Genomic DNA, 16,188 nt, shown 5'->3' with positions numbered 1-16,188 from the left:
CAGCCGTCCTCGGCTCGGGCGGGGCCGCCCACCCGTGGCGCCCCGTATGTTGCTGTGCGTCACCGGCCCGACACACGCATCTCTGGTCCGGCCCACCCCTTCGCGTTCCGGGAGCCTCATGGACATCACCCCCGTCACCGGCCCCACCTTCTCGCGTCGGAGATTCCTCCGGACGAGTTCCGCGACCGCGGCCGGCGTCGCCGCGGGAGTCGCCCTCGATCCGAGTGCCGCGGCGGCGGCCGCCGCCACGGCCACCGCGCTCTCCTTCACCGAGGCCACCAACGGAGCCGCCACCCTCGCCCCGGCCGGCGACCGGTTCGTCGCCGAGATCCAGAACGTCCTGTGGTCGATCCCCCGCAAGGGCGGCACCGCCACCCGGCTCACCACTCCACGGCTGGAACCCACCCGGCCGCAGTTCGCCCCCGACGGCAGCGCCCTGGTCGTCTGCGCCTACCAGGGCGGCGGCTTCCACCTGTGGCTCCTGGACGCCGACGGCGGCACCCCGCGACAGCTCACCGAAGGCCCCTGGGACGACCGCGCCCCCGCCTGGTCCCCGGACGGCACCCGCATCGCCTTCGCGTCGGAGCGCGGCGGCGACCCGGTGAGCGGCAGCCCCTACCGCGTCTGGGTCCTCCACGTGCGGGACCGGACCCTGACGCCGCTCACCGGTCTCGACGGGCAGGACGGGCCGGGACAGGACGGCGCCTGGGAGGACTTCGACCCGACGTGGTCGGCGGACGGCGAGCGGGTGCTGTTCGTCCGCGGCGTCGTCGGCGCCGCCGGCGCCCTCCAGTCCTCGGTCATCGCCTCCGTCGCCGCCGACGGCACGGGCCGGGTCACCGTCGAGCACACCGACACCTCCGGCGCGCAGATCATGACCCCGGCCGTCTCCCCGAAGGGCCGCGTCGGCTATCTGCGGACCACCCCGGCGCCCGCCGCCGGCTGCACCCTCGTCGTCGACGGCGCGCCCGTCGACGTGCCCGGCGACCTCGCCGCGGTGCCGCCGCGCTGGACCGATCCCGACACCCTGCTGCTCACGGTCGACGGCCGGTTCCGCCTCGTCCGTCCCGCCGAGTCCCGCAGCGGCGAGGACATCGCGTTCACCGCACGGCTCCCCGTCGACCGGCCCCGCTACCGCACCAAGGGCTACGACTTCGAGGCCGGGGGAGTGCGCCCCGTCCGTGCCCCGCACCTGCCCGCCCTGTCGCCCGACGGGACACAGGTCGCCTTCGCCGCCCTCAACTCCCTCTGGATCGGCGCCGTTTCGGGTGGCGGTGCCCCGCGCAGGATCGTCCAGGCGCCGCCCACCCGCTACGTCCTCGCCCCGACCTGGACCCCGGACGGCCGGGGCCTGGTGTACGCGGACGACCGCGCCGGACTGTTCTCCGTACGCCGCCACGAACTGGCCACCGGCAAGGAGACCGTGCTCGCCGAGGGCGGCCGGGTCTTCCCCGCCCTGTCGCCGGACGGCGCCCGCCTCGCCTGCCTGGACATGACGGGCAACCTCGTCGTCCGCGACCTCGCGGCCGGGACCGAACAGGTCCTCGCCCCGCCGATGGGCAGCGGCGGACTGCCCGGCAGACCCTGCTGGTCGCCCGACGGACGGTACGTGGCGCTGTGCGACCGCGGCCGCCTCAACCAGCGGTTCCGCGAGGGCTACAACCTGATCCGCGTCGTCGACACCACCACCGGGGACGCGGCCGTGCACGCCGTCGCCCCGCACGTCTCGCTCGCCGACCGCTACGACTCGGGACCCGCCTGGTCACCGGACGGCCGCCACATGGCCGTCGTCGTCGAGTCCGCGCTGTGGCTGCTGCCGGTCCGCCCCGACGGCAGCCCGGACGGCGCGCCCCGGCAGCTCACCGACGAGGCGGCCGACCACCCGAGCTGGTCCGCCGACGGCCGACGGCTGCTGTACCTGTCCGGCGGCCGGTTCCGGCTCGTCGACGTCGCGGCGGACGCGGTCCGCACCGTCCGCATCCCGCTCGACCACCGCAGACCGCGCCCCGCCGACACGGTCGTGCACGCGGGCCGCCTCTGGGACGGCACCGGCGACACCGTCCGGGACGACGTCGACATCGTCGTCGAGGGCGGCCGGATCACCGACGTCACCTCGCACCGCGCCGCCCGCCGCCGCGCCGTCCGCCGCGTCGACGCCTCGGACAGGACCGTCGTACCGGGCCTGTGGGACGCCCACACCCACCCCTGGCAGTCGACCTACGGCGGCCGGCAGACCGCGCTGCAACTCGCCTACGGCATCACGACCGCCGTCTCCCTCGGCGGCTTCGCCTACGAACAGGCGCGCATCCGGGAGGCCGTGAACGCGGGCGCGCTCGCGGGCCCCCGGCTCCTCGCCACCGGCGAACTGCTGGACGGCGCCCGCGTCGCCTACAGCATGGGCCGCGCCCACCGCACCCGCGCGGGTCTGCGCCGCTCCCTCGACCGCGCCGCGGCCCTCGACTGGGACTTCGTCAAGACGTACGTGCGGGCGCCGGGCTGGGTGATGGAGGAAGCGGCCCGCTTCGCCCACGAACGGCTCGGCGTGCGCAGCGGCAGCCATCTGTGCACCCCGGGAGTCCAGCTCGGCCAGGACCTGACGACCCATCTGCAGGCCACCCAGCGCCTGGAGTCCGGGCACGCCACCACGGCAGGGGGCCGTGCCGGGCAGGACGTCGCGGAGATCTACACGCACGCCGGGTTCCATCTCGTCGCGACGCCGTTCACGGCCCAGCCGCTGCTCGGCGCCGACCCGGCCCTCGCCGAGGACCCGCGCGTCACCACCCTCATGCCGCCCTGGGACACCGCCGTGGTCGAGAAGGCCGCCGGCACCCCGCCCACGCCCGCCCAACTCGCCACCCTGGACCGGGAGACGGCGGTCTACCGGCGGATCCTGGCCGCCGGTGGTCTGGTGGCGCTCGGCACGGACCAGCCCCTCGTCCCCGTCGGCCTCCACCTGCACCTGGCCCTGCGCGCCCTGCACCGGGCCGGCCTCTCCCCGGCCCAGGCGCTGAGCACCGCGACGGTGCTGCCCGCCCGGGTCTTCGGCGCGCAGGCGGACCTCGGCACCGTGCGGGTGGGCCGCCTCGCCGACCTCACGTTCGTCGACGGCGACCCGTTCACCGACTTCGACGACCTGATCCGTACGACGTCGGTGCTGCGCGGCGGCGTCGAGGTCCGGCAGGCCGATCTGGTGGGCGCGTTCGAGACCGCGACCGTCCGCGCGGGCACGACGGACTGGCTGGAGGTGGGACGCCACATGCGGCGCGAGGGCTGCTGCGACCCGGGCTACTAGACGCCCCGCGCGCACCACGGACCGGGCGCCCCGCCCCGTGTTCCCGAAGACGGTTCCCCAAGGCGGGCCGCGCACGGGAGAGTAGGGACATGGACACCCCGGACAGATCCGTACACGCCGCCGCACCCGACGACGGCCCCGACGACGGACCCGCGTACCGGCTCGTCGCGGGCGACCCGGCCTCGCCGGTGCTCCTGCACGTGCCGCACGGCTCGCGCGCCGTCCCGCCCCGGGTCCGCTCCGGCCTCCTGCTCGACGACGCCGCCCTGGCCCGCGAGGTGGACCTCATCACCGACGCGCACACCCAGGAGATCGCCGCCCGCGCGGCCGGTGCGGCCCCGCTGCGGCCCTGGCAGTTCGTGAACGAACGGTCGCGGCTCGTCGTCGACCCCGAGCGGTTCCCCGACGAGCGGGAGGAGATGCGCGCGGTCGGCATGGGCGCCGTCTACACCCGCACCACGCACCGCGCGCCGCTGCGCCCCGAACCCCCAGCCGACGAAGCCGAGTTGCTCGCCGCCTACTTCGCCCCCTACGCCGAGGCGATGACCCGGGCCGTCGACGACCGGCTCGCGGCGACCGGCCGCGCAGTGATCATCGACGTGCACTCCTATCCGAGCCGCGCCCTGCCCTACGAACTGCACGGGACCGGACCGAGACCGCCCGTCTGCCTCGGCACCGACCCGTTCCACACCCCCGACGAGCTCCTCGCCCTGGCCCGCGACGCGTTCGCCCCGCTCGGCGACATCGCCCTGGACACCCCGTTCGCCGGCACCTACGTCCCGCTGCGCCACTACGGCAGGGACCGCCGGGTCAGCGCCCTGATGCTGGAACTGCGCCGGGACGTCTACCTGGACGAACCGGTCACGCCGCACGACGGCCTGACGAAGGCGGCCGACGCGCTCGCCCGGCTCGTCGCGGAGGTGGACCGTGGCTGAGCCGACGCCCGACCCGCCCACGCGGCCGTTCCTGTACGTCATCGTGTGCGCGGCCGGAACAGCCGACGGCGTCGGCAAGCTGATCGACGACGCGCAGGGCAACGGCTGGGAGGTCGGCGTCATCGCGACGCCCACCGCGCTCGGCGGATTCTTCGATCTGGCCGCGGTGGAGTCGCAGACGGGCCGGCCGGTGCGGTCCGCCTGGCGCACCCCGGCGGACCCGCGCCCGTTCCCGCCCGCGGACGCGGTCGTCGTCGCCCCCGCGACCTTCAACACGATCAACAAGTGGGCCGCGGGGATCGCCGACACCCTCGCCGTCGCCACCCTCTGCGAGGCGTTCGGCGCGGGCGTCCCGGTCGTCGCACTGCCCTGCGTCAACGACCAGCTGGCCACCCACCCCGCCTACCAGGACAGCATGCGCCGGCTGCGCGGCATGGGGGTGCGCCTGGGCGAGGGGCCCTTCCGCTGGGAGGCGGCGACGGAGCTCCTGGCCGGGCTCGTCAGGTCCGGGGGACGGTGACCAGGGCCTCGGGCGTCAGGTCCGCGAGCGCCGGGTAACCGTCGACCGCCATGACCAGATCGGCCTCGGCGAGCAGCGAGCGCAGCACGTGCACGAGCCCGTCCTCGCCGCCGACCGCGAGCCCGTACGCGTACGGCCGCCCCACGCCCACCGCGGTCGCGCCCAGGGCGAGGGCCTTGACGACGTCCGCGCCCGAGCGGACCCCGGAGTCGAAGAGCACCGGCAGCCCGTCCGCCGCCGCGACGACGCCGGGCAGCGCGTCGAGCGCGGGCAGGCCGCCGTTGGCCTGCCGGCCGCCGTGGTTGGAGCAGTAGACGCCGTCCACGCCGCCGTCCCGGGCCCGCCGCACGTCCTCGGGGTGGCAGATCCCCTTGAGGATCAGCGGCAGATCCGTGAGGGACCGCAGCCACGGCAGGTCGTCCCAGGTGAGGGGGTTGCCGAAGATCCCGGCCCAGGTGCCCACGACGTCCTGCGGATCACCGGACGGGGTCAGCTCCTTGAAACGCGGGTCCGACGTGTAGTTGGCGAGGCAGTGGCCGCGCAGCTGCGGGAAGTTGGCCGTCGCCAGGTCCCGCGGGCGCCAGCCGGTCACCCAGGTGTCGAGGGTGACGACGATCCCCTTGAAACCCGCCGCCTCGGCCCGACGGACCAGGCTCTCGGCGAGCGCCCGGTCCGTCGGCGTGTACAGCTGGAAGAAGCCGGGGGTCTCGCCGAACCCGGCGGCCACGTCCTCCATCGGGTCGACCGACAGGGTCGAGGCCACCATCGGCACGCCGGTGCGCGCCGCGGCCCGCGCCGTCGCCAGATCGCCGTGCCCGTCCGGCGCGCACAGCCCGATCACGCCGACCGGCGCCATGAACAGGGGTGCGGCGAGCCGCATCCCGAACAGGTCGACGGACAGGTCGCGTTGTGCCGCGCCGACCATCATGCGCGGCATCAGGCCGTACCGTTCGAAGGCCCGGACGTTGGCCCGCTGGGTGTGCTCGTCGCCCGCGCCGCCCGCCACGTACGACCACACCGACGGGGGCAGTGCGGCCCGTGCCCGCTCCTCCAGTCCGGCGAAGTCCATCGGCATCGTGGGCACGACGCCGCGCAGCCCGTCGAGGTAGATCTCGAACTGGTAGTCACCGAACTGCGGGCTCATCGCACACCTCGTCGTCGAAGTCCTGGCAGCTTCCGGGGAAGCTCGGTCGGGGCTTTCTGAAGTTGACACCGGATCCGGGTTCCGGGGCCGGTGAGCCCCAATGTGCCAGGTCACCGGCGCCGGGCCAAGGGGTCGGCCCGGGGCGCGGGGGCGGCGGCGCGGGAGTCGTGCGCCGGGGGCGTCAGTCGTCGACCGCGGCGGTGACCGTGCGCAGGTCGACGAACTTGAAGTTCGTGGAGGGGCGGTCCGGGTCGCCGGGCGCGTCGTGACCGTCCTGGACGACGAGGAGGCCGTGCGGGTAGCGGCGGCCCAGCGGCTGGTTCAGCGCGGCGGCTCCGTCGCACTCCTCCGAGCCGTCGAGCGTCGCGGACGCGGGGCCGATGCGGAAGCCGCCCTCGTACTCGTTGGCGTCGGACACCTCGCGGTCGTAGGCGGCGAAGGTGTCGTCGCCCTGGCTGGAGGCGAGCAGCAGGCCGTCGCCGCCCTTCTCCTCGACGAGGGTCAGGCCCTCCACGTCGGCCGTGAGGTGCGTGCCGCCGAAGCCGGGGTCGGTGCCCGGGGTGCACTCCTCGGTCGCCTCGTCGTAGCGGCCGGGGACGCCGAACTCGCGGACCTTGTCGACCAGCCGGGGCGTCCCGCTGAGGTCGGCCCGCAGCCGCCAGATGCCGACGTCCTCCTGGCCCGCGTACAGCGTGCCGTTCGCCGGGTCCACCACCATGCCCTCGACCTGCGGGAGTTCGCCCGGCTCCCCGCACGGCGACCATGAAGTGCCGTTCGGGAGACGGAAGTTCGCGGGCAGGTCGAGGGTGCGGACCTTCGTGTGGCCGATGGTGCCGTCCGGTCGGGACGTCAGCTCCAGCAGGGCGAGCCGGGTGCGCTCCCGCTGACTGACGAGCGCGTACGAGCGGCCGGTCGCCGGGTCGGTCCAGGTGGCGAGGCCGTACGCGGTGCGCTGCTCGTTGATCTCGTCCTGGGAGGAGGAGAAGACCGGCGCCGCCTTCGGGTCGGTCGCGTCGGTGAGCGGGCCGCCGGGGTGGTCGCGGTCGATGCGGTAGACGCGCAGCCGGTCGTTGCCCCGGTCCGTGGTGACGGCCAGGTCGCCGAGGCGTGCGCTGTGCACGAGGTCCACGTTGTTGAACCGGCCGGGCGCGTCGTCGGCGCCGGGCCCCGCGGGTGCCGGGACCGACTGCACCTCGCGGGCGTCCAGGTCGTACACGCGGAGCCCGCCCTGCTTGGCGGTGGCGACGACGAGGCTGCGGTCCGGGTCGGCCGGGTTGCGCCAGATCGCCGGGTCGTCGGCGTCCGCGTCACCGCCCGCCGCGTCGTCGTGCAGGGCCGTGGTCTCGGCGCGCGGCGTCACGACGGGCAGCGGCGCGGCGGCCTGCACCGGCCAGGTCGCCGGGGCGGCGAGCGCGGCGACGGCCGTGGCGAGGACCAGCAGGGGCGTCCGGGAGGTCCGGAGGGTGGCCACGTGAGGGCTCCTTCATGTCGGGGACATGGCGGAAGCATCCTGTGATCTTGGCGTGAGGAGGGAGGGGGTGGTGCGTGGCGCGGGGGCGTACGGGAAGTGAACTCGCGCTTCCGCGAGGGCTGCTGAGGTCGCGCAGCGCCGGCGGCTCAGCCGGAAGCGGTGCCGTCCGGTCCGCCCGCGCCCGGATCTCGACGGGCGAGGCGTTCCAGGGGTGGCGGCCGGGATCAGGGGCCGCAGAATCTGCAAACAAAATCGTTGACAATTCTGTTCGCCTAGATTTAGCGTCGACAGGCACTCACTCAGGGAGGGCAGATGCCGAAGGAAGCCCGTCCAGGCTCCGGAGAGCAGGCCAAGCAGTACGCGCTGGAGCAGTTGCGGACGGCGATCCTGCGCGGCGAGATGGCACCGGCCCAGCGGCTGGTGGAGAACGAACTCGCCGAGCAGTACGACGTCACCCGCGCCAGCATCAGGGCGGCACTGCTCGACCTCGCCGCCGAGGGACTGGTCGAGCGGATCCGCAACCGCGGATCGCGAGTGCGCGTGGTCACGGTCGAGGAGGCCGTGGAGATCACGGAGTGCCGGATGGTGCTCGAAGGACTGTGCGCGGCCAAGGCCGCGGTGGACGCCACCGACGCACAGCTCGACGAGCTGACCGAGCTGGGCAGAGCCATGTCCAAGGCGGTCGCGGACGGCGATCCGATCACCTACTCCGAGCTCAACCACGATCTGCACGCCCGGATCCGGGACATCTCCGGCCAGCACACGGCCGTCGGTCTCCTGGAGCGGCTCAACGCCCAACTGGTGCGCCATCGCTTCCAGTTGGCGCTGCGCCCGGGCCGGCCGCAGCAGTCCCTGGGTGAGCACCTGGCAGTGATCGAAGCGATCCGAGCCAGGGACCCGCAGGCGGCCGAGACGGCCGCCCGCGCCCACCTCAGCAGCGTGATCGACGCCTTGCGCGCCGGCTGACGCGGCCCGGGCGGGCGCACCCCTGTCAGCAAGGAGATGCAGCATGACCCACGGCAACGCGCCCGCCGCCCCGCCACGATCGACCCTCGTCGTCACCGCGCACGCGGGGGACTTCGTGTGGCGGGCGGGCGGCGCCATCGCCCTGGCCGCCGCGCGCGGTGAGAAGGTCACCATCGCGTGCCTGACCTTCGGCGAGCGCGGCGAGTCCGCGAAGGCCTGGCGCGAGGGGAAGAAGCTCGACGAGATCAAGGCGCTCCGCCGCGACGAGGCGGAGCGCGCCGCCGCCGCCCTCGGCGCCGAGGTCCGCTTCTTCGACGCCGGTGACTACCCGCTCGTGGCCACGGCCGAGCTGACCGACCGGCTCGTCACGGTGTACCGGGAGACCCAGCCCGACGTCGTCCTCACCCACCCCGTCGAGGACCCGTACAACGGCGACCACCCGGCCGCGAACCGCATGGCGCTGGAGGCCCGCGTCCTCGCGCAGGCCATCGGCTACCCCGGCGACGGCGAGATCATCGGCGCCCCGCCCGTCTTCTACTTCGAGCCCCACCAGCCCGAGATGAGCGGCTTCAAGCCCGAGGTGCTGCTCGACATCACCGAGGTCTGGGACACCAAGCGCGCGGCGATGGAGTGCCTCGGCGCGCAGCGGCACCTGTGGGACTACTACACCGACCTCGCCGTCCGGCGCGGCGTCCAGCTCAAGCGCAACGCGGGACCGAACCTGGGGCTCGCCCACACGACCATGGCCGAGGCGTACATGCGCCCGTACCCGCAGATCGCGAAGGAGCTCGCCTGATGCCCGGAGTGATCGTCACCGACCCGCCCCGGGCGGACGCCAAGGACGTCGAGACCCTCGCCGGATTCGGGGTCGCCACCGTCCACGAGGCGATGGGCCGCACCGGCCTGCTCGGCCACCACCTGCGGCCCAACCAGCAGGACTGCCGGGTCGCGGGCACCGCCGTCACCGTCCTGTCCTGGCCCGGCGACAACCTCATGATCCACGCGGCGGTCGAGCAGTGCGGCGCGGGCGACATCCTGGTCGTGACCACCACGTCGCCGTCGACGGACGGCATGTTCGGCGAGCTCTTCGCCACGGCGCTCCAGCGGCGCGGCGTACGTGGCGTCGTCACGAACGCGGGCATCCGCGACACCGCCGAACTCCGCGCGATGGGCTTCCCCGCCTGGTCCGCCGCCGTGTCCGCCCAGGGCACCGTGAAGGCGACCGGCGGCAGCGTCAACGTCCCCGTCGTCATCGGCGGCCAGGTGATCCGCCCCGGTGACGTGATCGTCGCCGACGACGACGGCGTCGTGGTCGTCCCGCGCGAGGGTGCCCGCGAGGCCGGCGAGAAGTCCCTGGCCCGCGAGGACAAGGAGGCCGCCACCCGCGCCGCCTTCGTCGGGGGCCAACTCGGCCTGGACCGCTACGGATTGCGCGACACGCTCGTCCAGCTGGGCGTCACGTACCGGACCTACGAGCAGTACACGGGGGAGGGGTCGTGACCGGGCCCGCGGGGGTGCGCTGCATGCTGATGCGCGGCGGCACCTCCAAGGGCGCCTACTTCCTGGCCGACGACCTCCCCGCCGAACCGGCCGTCCGCGACGCCCTGCTGCTGCGGATCATGGGCAGTCCCGACCCGCGGCAGATCGACGGCCTCGGCGGCGGACACCCCCTGACGAGCAAGGTCGCGGTGGTGTCGCCGTCGGCCGGTCCCGAGGCCGACGTCGACTACCTCTTCCTCCAAGTGGGCGTCGACACCACCGAGGTGTCGGACCGTCAGAACTGCGGCAACCTGCTCGCCGGGGTCGGCCCCTTCGCGGTCGAGCGCGGTCTGGTCGAGCCGGGCGGGCGGGACACCTCCGTCCGGATCCGCATGGTCAACACGGGAGACCTCGCGAGGGCGACGTTCCCGACGCCGGACGGGCGCGTCGACCCCACGGGCGACGCGGAGATCTCCGGCGTACCGGGGAGCGCGGCCGCGGTCGTGGTCGAATTCCCGCCGGGGGCAGGCCCGTTGCTGCCCACCGGGCGCGCCCGTGACACCGTCGCGGGCACCGACGTGACCTGCGTCGACAACGGCATGCCGACCGTGCTGATCCCCGCCGAATCCCTCGAGCTCACCGGCTACGAGGACCCGGCTGACCTGGAGGCGGACCAGGACCTCGCCGCCCGCCTCCACGAGATCCGGCTCGCCGCCGGGGAGTTGATGGGCCTCGGTGACGTCACCGGCGCCACCGTGCCCAAACTGACCCTGCTCGCCCCGCCCCGGCACGGCGGCGCGGTCACCACCCGCACCTTCATCCCCGTCCGCGCCCACACCTCCATCGGCGTCCTCGGCGCCGCGAGCGTGGCGGCGGGACTGCGGATCGACGGCGGCGTCGGCGCCCCCGTCGCCGTGCTGCCCGAGGGCGGCGACCGGCTGCGCATCGAGCACCCCACCGGCTTCCTCGACATCGAGAGCAGCATCGGCGCCGGCCCCGACGGCCTGCCCACCGCCCGTCGCACCGCCGTGGTGCGCACCGCCCGCAAGATCTTCGACGGCACCGTCTTCCCCCGCGCCGCCGACCCGGCCCGCCCACCCGCACCGACCTCAGGAGGTCAACGATGACTCCGCCCCTCGGCGACATCGCCCACATCGGCCACGCCCAGCTGTTCACCCCGGACCTGGACGCCTCCGTCGCCTTCTTCACCGACTTCCTGGGCCTCACCGTCAACGGGCGGGACGGCGACACCGTCTATCTGCGCACCTTCGACGACTACGAGCACCACAGCCTCGTCCTCACCGCCCGCGACCAGCCGGGACTCGGCCGCCTCGCCCTGCGCACCTCCAGCGAGGAGGCGCTCCAGCGACGCGTCAAGGCCGTCGAGGACGCGGGCGGCACCGGCCACTGGACGGAGGACGAACCCGGCCTCGGCAAGCTCTACGTCACCACCGACCCGGACGGCCACGAACACGCCCTGTACTGGGAGAGCGAGCACTACCGGGCCCCCGACGAGCTCAAGCCCGCCCTCAAGAACCAGCCGCAGGCCAAACCCAACCGGGGCGTCGGCGTCCGCCGCCTCGACCACGTCAACTTCCTCGGCGCCGACGTCCTCGCCAACGCCGAGTTCCAGCAGAACGTGCTGGGCGCCCGGCCCACCGAACAGATCCGCCTCGACACCGGGAAGATCGCGGCCCGCTGGCTGACCTTCACCGACAAGTCGTACGACGTCGTCTACACGTCGGACTGGACCGGCGCCAGGGGCCGCCTGCACCACATCGCCTTCGCCGCCGACACCCGCGAGGACATCCTGCGCGCCGCCGACCTCGCCATCGACACCGGCGTGTTCATCGAGACGGGCCCGCACAAGCACGCCATCCAGCAGACGTTCTTCCTCTACGTCTACGAACCCGGCGGCAACCGCATCGAGCTGTGCAACCCGCTCACCCGGCTCGTCCTCGCCCCGGACTGGCCGCTGATCACCTGGACCGAGGCCGAGCGGGCCAAGGGCCAGGCGTGGGGGCTGCGGACCATCGAGTCGTTCCACACCCACGGAACGCCGCCCGTCCAGTCCTGACCTGCTCTTTCCGGCCCCGGGGACGGACGTTCGTCGCCGGGGCCGAATCGTTGTCTGTGATTGTCAACAAAAGTGTTGACGACTGGTTCGGTCACTTCTTACCGTGCCGTCACCCCCCTTCTCCCCGCCGAACACCGCTCCTGGGACACGCGTCCCGGACGAGAGGAAACAACGATGTCCTCCTCTGCCACCCCGCCCGCCGCGCGCCGCGGCACGAGAATGGCGAAGCTCGTCTTCGCCCTGTGCTGGCTGGCCGTCCTCTTCGACGGCCTCGACATGTTCATCTACGGCTCCGTGCTGCCGCACATGCTGGAGAGCAAGGCGCTCGGCCTCGACCCCGACCAGGCCGGCGACCTCGGCAGCTACGCCACCTTCGGCATGCTGATCGGCGCCCTCACCGCCGGCACGGTCTCCGACCGCGTCGGCCGCAAGAAGATGATGGTCGGCTGCGTCACCGTCTTCTCGCTGGCCTCGGGCCTGTGCGCGATCGCCCCGAACGTCACGGCCTTCGGCCTCGGCCGCACCCTCGCCGGCCTCGGCCTCGGCGGCCTGCTGCCGACCGCGATCTCGATGGTCTCCGACTACGCCCCGCGCGGCCGCGGCGCCCTGATCGTCGGCGGACTGATGACCGCCCACCACGCGGGCGGCATCCTCTCCGCGTACGTGGCGACCTGGGTGGTCGAACCGCTCGGCTGGCGGGCGGCGTTCTGGTTCTGCGTGCTCCCGCTGCTGTTCGTGCCGGTGATGGCCAAGGCCATGCCGGAGTCCCTCAGCTTCCTCGTCGCCAAGGGCCGCACGGACGAGGCGCAGCGGCTCGCGACGGCGTACGACGTCGAGATGCCCGCCGCGAAGGCGCGGCGCCCCGAGGGCGCCGGCCGCTGGGACGCGCTCGCCGGCCTGTTCCGGGGCAAGCAGTGGACGCAGACCCTCCTGTACTGGCTGGCCTCCTTCGGCGGCCTGCTCCTCGTCTACGGCGTCGCCACCTGGCTGCCCACCCTGATGCGCTCCGAGGGCTACGACCTCGGCTCCTCGCTCCAGTTCGTCGTCGTCTTCAACCTCGGCGGCATCGTCGGCATGCTCGTCGCGGGCCGCGCCGCCGACCGCTTCGGCGCCCCGCGGATCTCGGCGATCTGGTTCCTCGCGACGGCCGGCAGCGTCTATCTGCTGAGCATCCACATGGCGCTCGCCATCACCTTCCTCGTGGTCTTCCTCGCCGGTGTCTTCCTCAACAGCGCGCAGACCATGATCTACGCGACGGTCGCCATCCGCTCCGACGCCGACAGCCGCGCGACCGCCGTCGGCTGGACCTCCGGCATGGGCCGCTTCGGCGCCGTCTTCGGCCCGTGGCTCGGCGGCCAGCTCCTCGCCTCCGGCAACGGCGACTGGGGTTTCACGGCCTTCGCGCTCACCGGCCTGTTCTCGATGGTGTTCATCGGCATCGCGTCGCTGCGCAAGGTGCCGCTGGCCGAGCACCACGACACGGACCGGCCGGTGCCCGCGGCCCACTGAACCGCGCCACGCCCCGCGTCCGCCCCCGTACGGGACCGGGCGCGGGGCGACCTCGTACTACCCTTCCCGGGTGACACCACCCACGGAGCCCCAGGGCCGCCCGGCCAACCAGGGGCGCCGGGTCGCGGCCCGCAACCGGGCCGCCCTCATCGCCGCGGCCCGCGAGGTCTTCGCCGAACAGGGCCTGACCGCCCCGCTGTCCGCCGTCGCCCGCCGCGCCGGGGTCGGCCAGGGCAGCCTCTACCGGCACTTCGCCGACCGCGACGCGCTGGCCAGCGCCGTCCTGGACGAGAACGTCCGCCAGATCGAGGCGGCCGCCGACCGGCCCGACCCGGACCTGGCGGACGTCCTGGGCGTGGTCACCTGGCATCTGACCCGGTCGACGGCGTTCGTCGACATGCTGCGGGTGCGCGGCGACGGGGAGCAGGCCCGCGTCCTGTCCGACCGGGTCCGCCGCGTCCTCGACCGGTGCCTGCCGCCCGGCCACCGGCTGAGTGCCGACGACGTGATGCTCGCCGTCGCCATGGTCTCCGGCGCCGTCGCGGGACCCGCCCCGGCCGAGCGGGAGCGCCTGGCGCTGGCGGCCTGGCGGCTGCTCGGCATCGAGGTGGGACCGCTGCGGCCGCACGAGACCGCCGACGGCGCGTGACCGTCAGCCGCCGTTGGACTGGCGGATGCCCCGGCCCGGAGCGGTGAACCGGTAGACGAACCCGCCGTCCGTGCCGCTCACCGTCAGGTACGCCGTCCGGCCGCCCGGCGTGATCGCCACGTTGGTCGCCGACTGCAGACCCGCCGCGTCCTTCGCGGGCACCTCCACGGTGGCGAGGCGCTCCCCGTACTTGCTGTAGACCGCCATGGCGGGGCGGCCGTGCAGCGCCTGGTAGACGTTGCCGTCGGCGTCCACGGCGAGGGAGTCGGTCTGCGCCAGGCCGCCGTCCACGTGGATCGCCTCGTGCTGCGAGGCCACGGCGGTCTTCGCGGCGTCGAGGAGCAGGTAGGAGACGGTGTCCTCGGTCAGTTCGCTGATCCACAGGCCGCGCAGACCGGGGTCGAACATGATCCCGTTCGGGTGGGCCAGGCCGTCGGCGAGGACCGTGGCCCTCCTGCCGTCGCGGTCGACGCGCACGATGCGGCCCCCGGTGTCGCCGGGCTCCGTACCGTGCGAGTCGCTCACGTACAGGTTCCCGTCGGCGTCGAAGGCGAGATCGTCCGGCGTCATCCTCGAACCGTCGACCTCGCCGGAGAAGAGGGTCCGCGGATCCGAGCCGTCCACCTCGACGCCGACCACGGAGCCGGTGGCGAAGTCGGTCAGGTACAGCCGGCCGTCGTGGGGACTGATCTGTGCGGACGTGTACGCGCCCGTCCGGTCCGTGTAGACGCCCCGGTGCTCGCCCGTGGCGACGTCCACGGAGATGACCTTGGGTTCGCCCGGGGGAGCGGTCACGTCGACGACGTACAGGGTGCCGTCGTCGACCAGGACCGGTCCCTCCAGGAGCGTCATGCCGGTGGCCTCGTGGACGTCCGTCACGTGCGCGACCCGGGCGGCCCGGATGGTGCGGCCCTCGCCGGACGGCGCGGAGCCGGAGCCCGGGCCGGACGCGGGGGTCTGCGTGCCGCATCCGGTCAGGGCGAGAAGTCCGGCGGCTGCCAGAACCATGAGGGCGCGGGGCGTGCGATGCGTGGTCATGCGGTGCTGTGCTCCTGCCTGTCGGGACGGCGCTGGACTGTGCGGGAGGGGCTGCCCGGTGCGGTGCGGGACCGCCCGGGCCGGGGCGGAGCTCAGGCGGCCGACCAGCCGCCGTCCGAGGGCAGGATCGCGCCGTTGATGTTCACGGCGTCCCTGCTGAGCAGGAACGTGATCGACGCGGCCAGCTCCTCGGCCATGGCCAGACCGGGGATCGCCACCCGCATCTTCGCGGTGCGGGCCGAGCCGTACGGGGCGGCGCCCGCCAGCTGGATGCCGGTCGCGACGGCGCCCGGCGCGACCGCGTTGACCTGCACGCCCGTGCCCGCGTACTGGTACGCCGACGACTTCGTCAGCCCGACCAGGGCGTGCTTGGACGTCGTGTAGGCCGCCCCGGCCGCCGAACCGCGCAGCGCGGCCTCGGACACGACGTTGACGATCCGGCCGCCGCCCGCGGCGAGCATCCCCGGCACGACGGCCCGCATCAGCCGCATCGGACCCTCGACGTTGATGCGCATGACGCGCTCCCAGATCGTGTCGTCGACCTCGTGCACCGCGGCGTCGTCGTCCATCACGCCCGCGACGTTCGCGAGCCCGTCCACGGCACCGCCCGCCGCGGCCAGCACGGCGTCGGCCGCCGCGGGCGCGGTGATGTCGGCCGTGACCGGCACGACCGCGTCGCCCAGTTCGGCGGCGAGCGCCCCGAGTCCGTCGGCGGAGACGTCGACCGCGACGACCCGGCCGCCCTCGCGCACGATGCGCGCGGCGACCGCCCGGCCGATGCCGGAGGCCGCGCCGGTGACGACGACGGTCTGCCCCTCGAACCGGCCGCCCGTGATCCGCTCGGCCCATGGTTGCGGCGTCCCGATCTCGACGCCCAGGTCCGGTACTCCGGCCGACGCGACGGCCGCCGGGGGAGCGGTCGGCAGGCCCTCCGGGACCAGACCGGTCTCGGCCGCGGTGACCAGCGCGGCCACGAGCTCCGGCGGGAACTTCCCGCCGGACATCTTCACGAGCTGCTCCAACGGCAGGCCGAGTGCGGGGGCGAGTGCCTCCTCGGACTGGCCCTGGGAGGCCAGCAGACCGCGCAGCACCTGCCCGGCGGCGGGGT

General features: G+C 74.1%; 14 protein-coding genes. 10 read left to right on the top strand and 4 right to left on the bottom strand.

Features of this window, described 5'->3' with window-relative positions; translation table 11 throughout:
- The first annotated feature begins 118 nt into the window (after positions 1–118).
- The 3 genes from M4J07_RS39855 to M4J07_RS39845 all read left to right on the top strand — a co-directional run bounded on the left by M4J07_RS39855 (position 119) and on the right by M4J07_RS39845 (position 4,747).
- A complete protein-coding gene (locus M4J07_RS39855; RefSeq protein WP_255980622.1) occupies positions 119–3,292 on the top strand; it encodes an amidohydrolase family protein in 3,174 nt (1,057 codons plus the stop codon).
- 89 nt (positions 3,293–3,381) lie between these two features.
- Positions 3,382–4,227 carry an N-formylglutamate amidohydrolase gene (locus M4J07_RS39850; RefSeq protein WP_255980620.1) on the top strand — a complete coding sequence of 282 codons (846 nt, stop codon included), beginning with the start codon at positions 3,382–3,384 and terminating at the stop codon, positions 4,225–4,227.
- Positions 4,220–4,747 carry a flavoprotein gene (locus M4J07_RS39845; protein ID WP_255980618.1) on the top strand — a complete coding sequence of 176 codons (528 nt, stop codon included), beginning with the start codon at positions 4,220–4,222 and terminating at the stop codon, positions 4,745–4,747. The genes M4J07_RS39850 and M4J07_RS39845 overlap by 8 nt, the downstream gene beginning before the upstream one ends.
- Here M4J07_RS39845 and M4J07_RS39840 read toward each other — a convergent pair.
- Both M4J07_RS39840 and M4J07_RS39835 read right to left on the bottom strand, forming a co-directional pair.
- Positions 4,728–5,891, bottom strand: a complete 1,164-nt coding sequence (locus M4J07_RS39840) for an alpha-hydroxy-acid oxidizing protein (RefSeq protein WP_255980616.1) — start codon at positions 5,889–5,891, stop codon at positions 4,728–4,730. The genes M4J07_RS39845 and M4J07_RS39840 overlap by 20 nt on opposite strands.
- 181 nt (positions 5,892–6,072) lie before the next feature.
- On the bottom strand, positions 6,073–7,362 hold the full coding sequence (locus tag M4J07_RS39835) for a phytase (RefSeq protein WP_255980614.1): 1,290 nt from the start codon (positions 7,360–7,362) through the stop codon (positions 6,073–6,075).
- A gap of 312 nt (positions 7,363–7,674) precedes the next feature.
- On the opposite strand from M4J07_RS39835, the gene M4J07_RS39830 reads away from it, so the two are divergent.
- From M4J07_RS39830 to M4J07_RS39800, 7 genes are all read left to right on the top strand, one after another.
- Complete coding sequence (locus M4J07_RS39830; RefSeq protein ID WP_255980612.1) at positions 7,675–8,328, top strand: GntR family transcriptional regulator; 654 nt, start codon at positions 7,675–7,677, stop codon at positions 8,326–8,328.
- A 43-nt stretch (positions 8,329–8,371) separates the two neighbouring features.
- Entirely contained in the window at positions 8,372–9,124 is a 753-nt protein-coding gene (locus M4J07_RS39825; RefSeq protein ID WP_255980610.1) for a PIG-L deacetylase family protein, read from the top strand.
- Complete coding sequence (locus M4J07_RS39820) at positions 9,124–9,828, top strand: 4-carboxy-4-hydroxy-2-oxoadipate aldolase/oxaloacetate decarboxylase (RefSeq protein ID WP_255980608.1); 705 nt, start codon at positions 9,124–9,126, stop codon at positions 9,826–9,828. Before M4J07_RS39825 ends, M4J07_RS39820 begins: the two co-directional genes overlap by 1 nt.
- Positions 9,825–10,934, top strand: coding sequence for a 4-oxalomesaconate tautomerase (locus M4J07_RS39815; protein ID WP_255980606.1), 1,110 nt, complete (start codon positions 9,825–9,827; stop codon positions 10,932–10,934). Before M4J07_RS39820 ends, M4J07_RS39815 begins: the two co-directional genes overlap by 4 nt.
- Entirely contained in the window at positions 10,931–11,884 is a 954-nt protein-coding gene (locus tag M4J07_RS39810; protein ID WP_255980604.1) for a catechol 2,3-dioxygenase, read from the top strand. The genes M4J07_RS39815 and M4J07_RS39810 overlap by 4 nt, the downstream gene beginning before the upstream one ends.
- Positions 11,885–12,058: 174 nt before the next feature.
- A complete protein-coding gene (locus M4J07_RS39805; RefSeq protein WP_255980602.1) occupies positions 12,059–13,393 on the top strand; it encodes an MFS transporter in 1,335 nt (444 codons plus the stop codon).
- Between the two features lie 70 nt (positions 13,394–13,463).
- Entirely contained in the window at positions 13,464–14,042 is a 579-nt protein-coding gene (locus M4J07_RS39800) for a TetR/AcrR family transcriptional regulator (RefSeq protein WP_255980600.1), read from the top strand.
- A gap of 3 nt (positions 14,043–14,045) precedes the next feature.
- Here M4J07_RS39800 and M4J07_RS39795 read toward each other — a convergent pair whose 3' ends face one another.
- Positions 14,046–15,080 carry an SMP-30/gluconolactonase/LRE family protein gene (locus M4J07_RS39795; RefSeq protein ID WP_255980598.1) on the bottom strand — a complete coding sequence of 345 codons (1,035 nt, stop codon included), beginning with the start codon at positions 15,078–15,080 and terminating at the stop codon, positions 14,046–14,048.
- 92 nt (positions 15,081–15,172) lie between these two features.
- A partial coding sequence (locus M4J07_RS39790) for an SDR family NAD(P)-dependent oxidoreductase (protein ID WP_308284814.1) occupies positions 15,173–16,188 on the bottom strand: 1,016 nt, incomplete at its 5' end.

The sequence above is a fragment of the Streptomyces longispororuber genome (assembly GCF_024448165.1).
Classification (GTDB): Bacteria; Actinomycetota; Actinomycetes; order Streptomycetales; family Streptomycetaceae; genus Streptomyces; species Streptomyces longispororuber_A.
The sequence above is the reverse complement of the archived record's forward strand: the minus strand, read 5'-3'. Positions and strand labels throughout refer to the sequence as shown.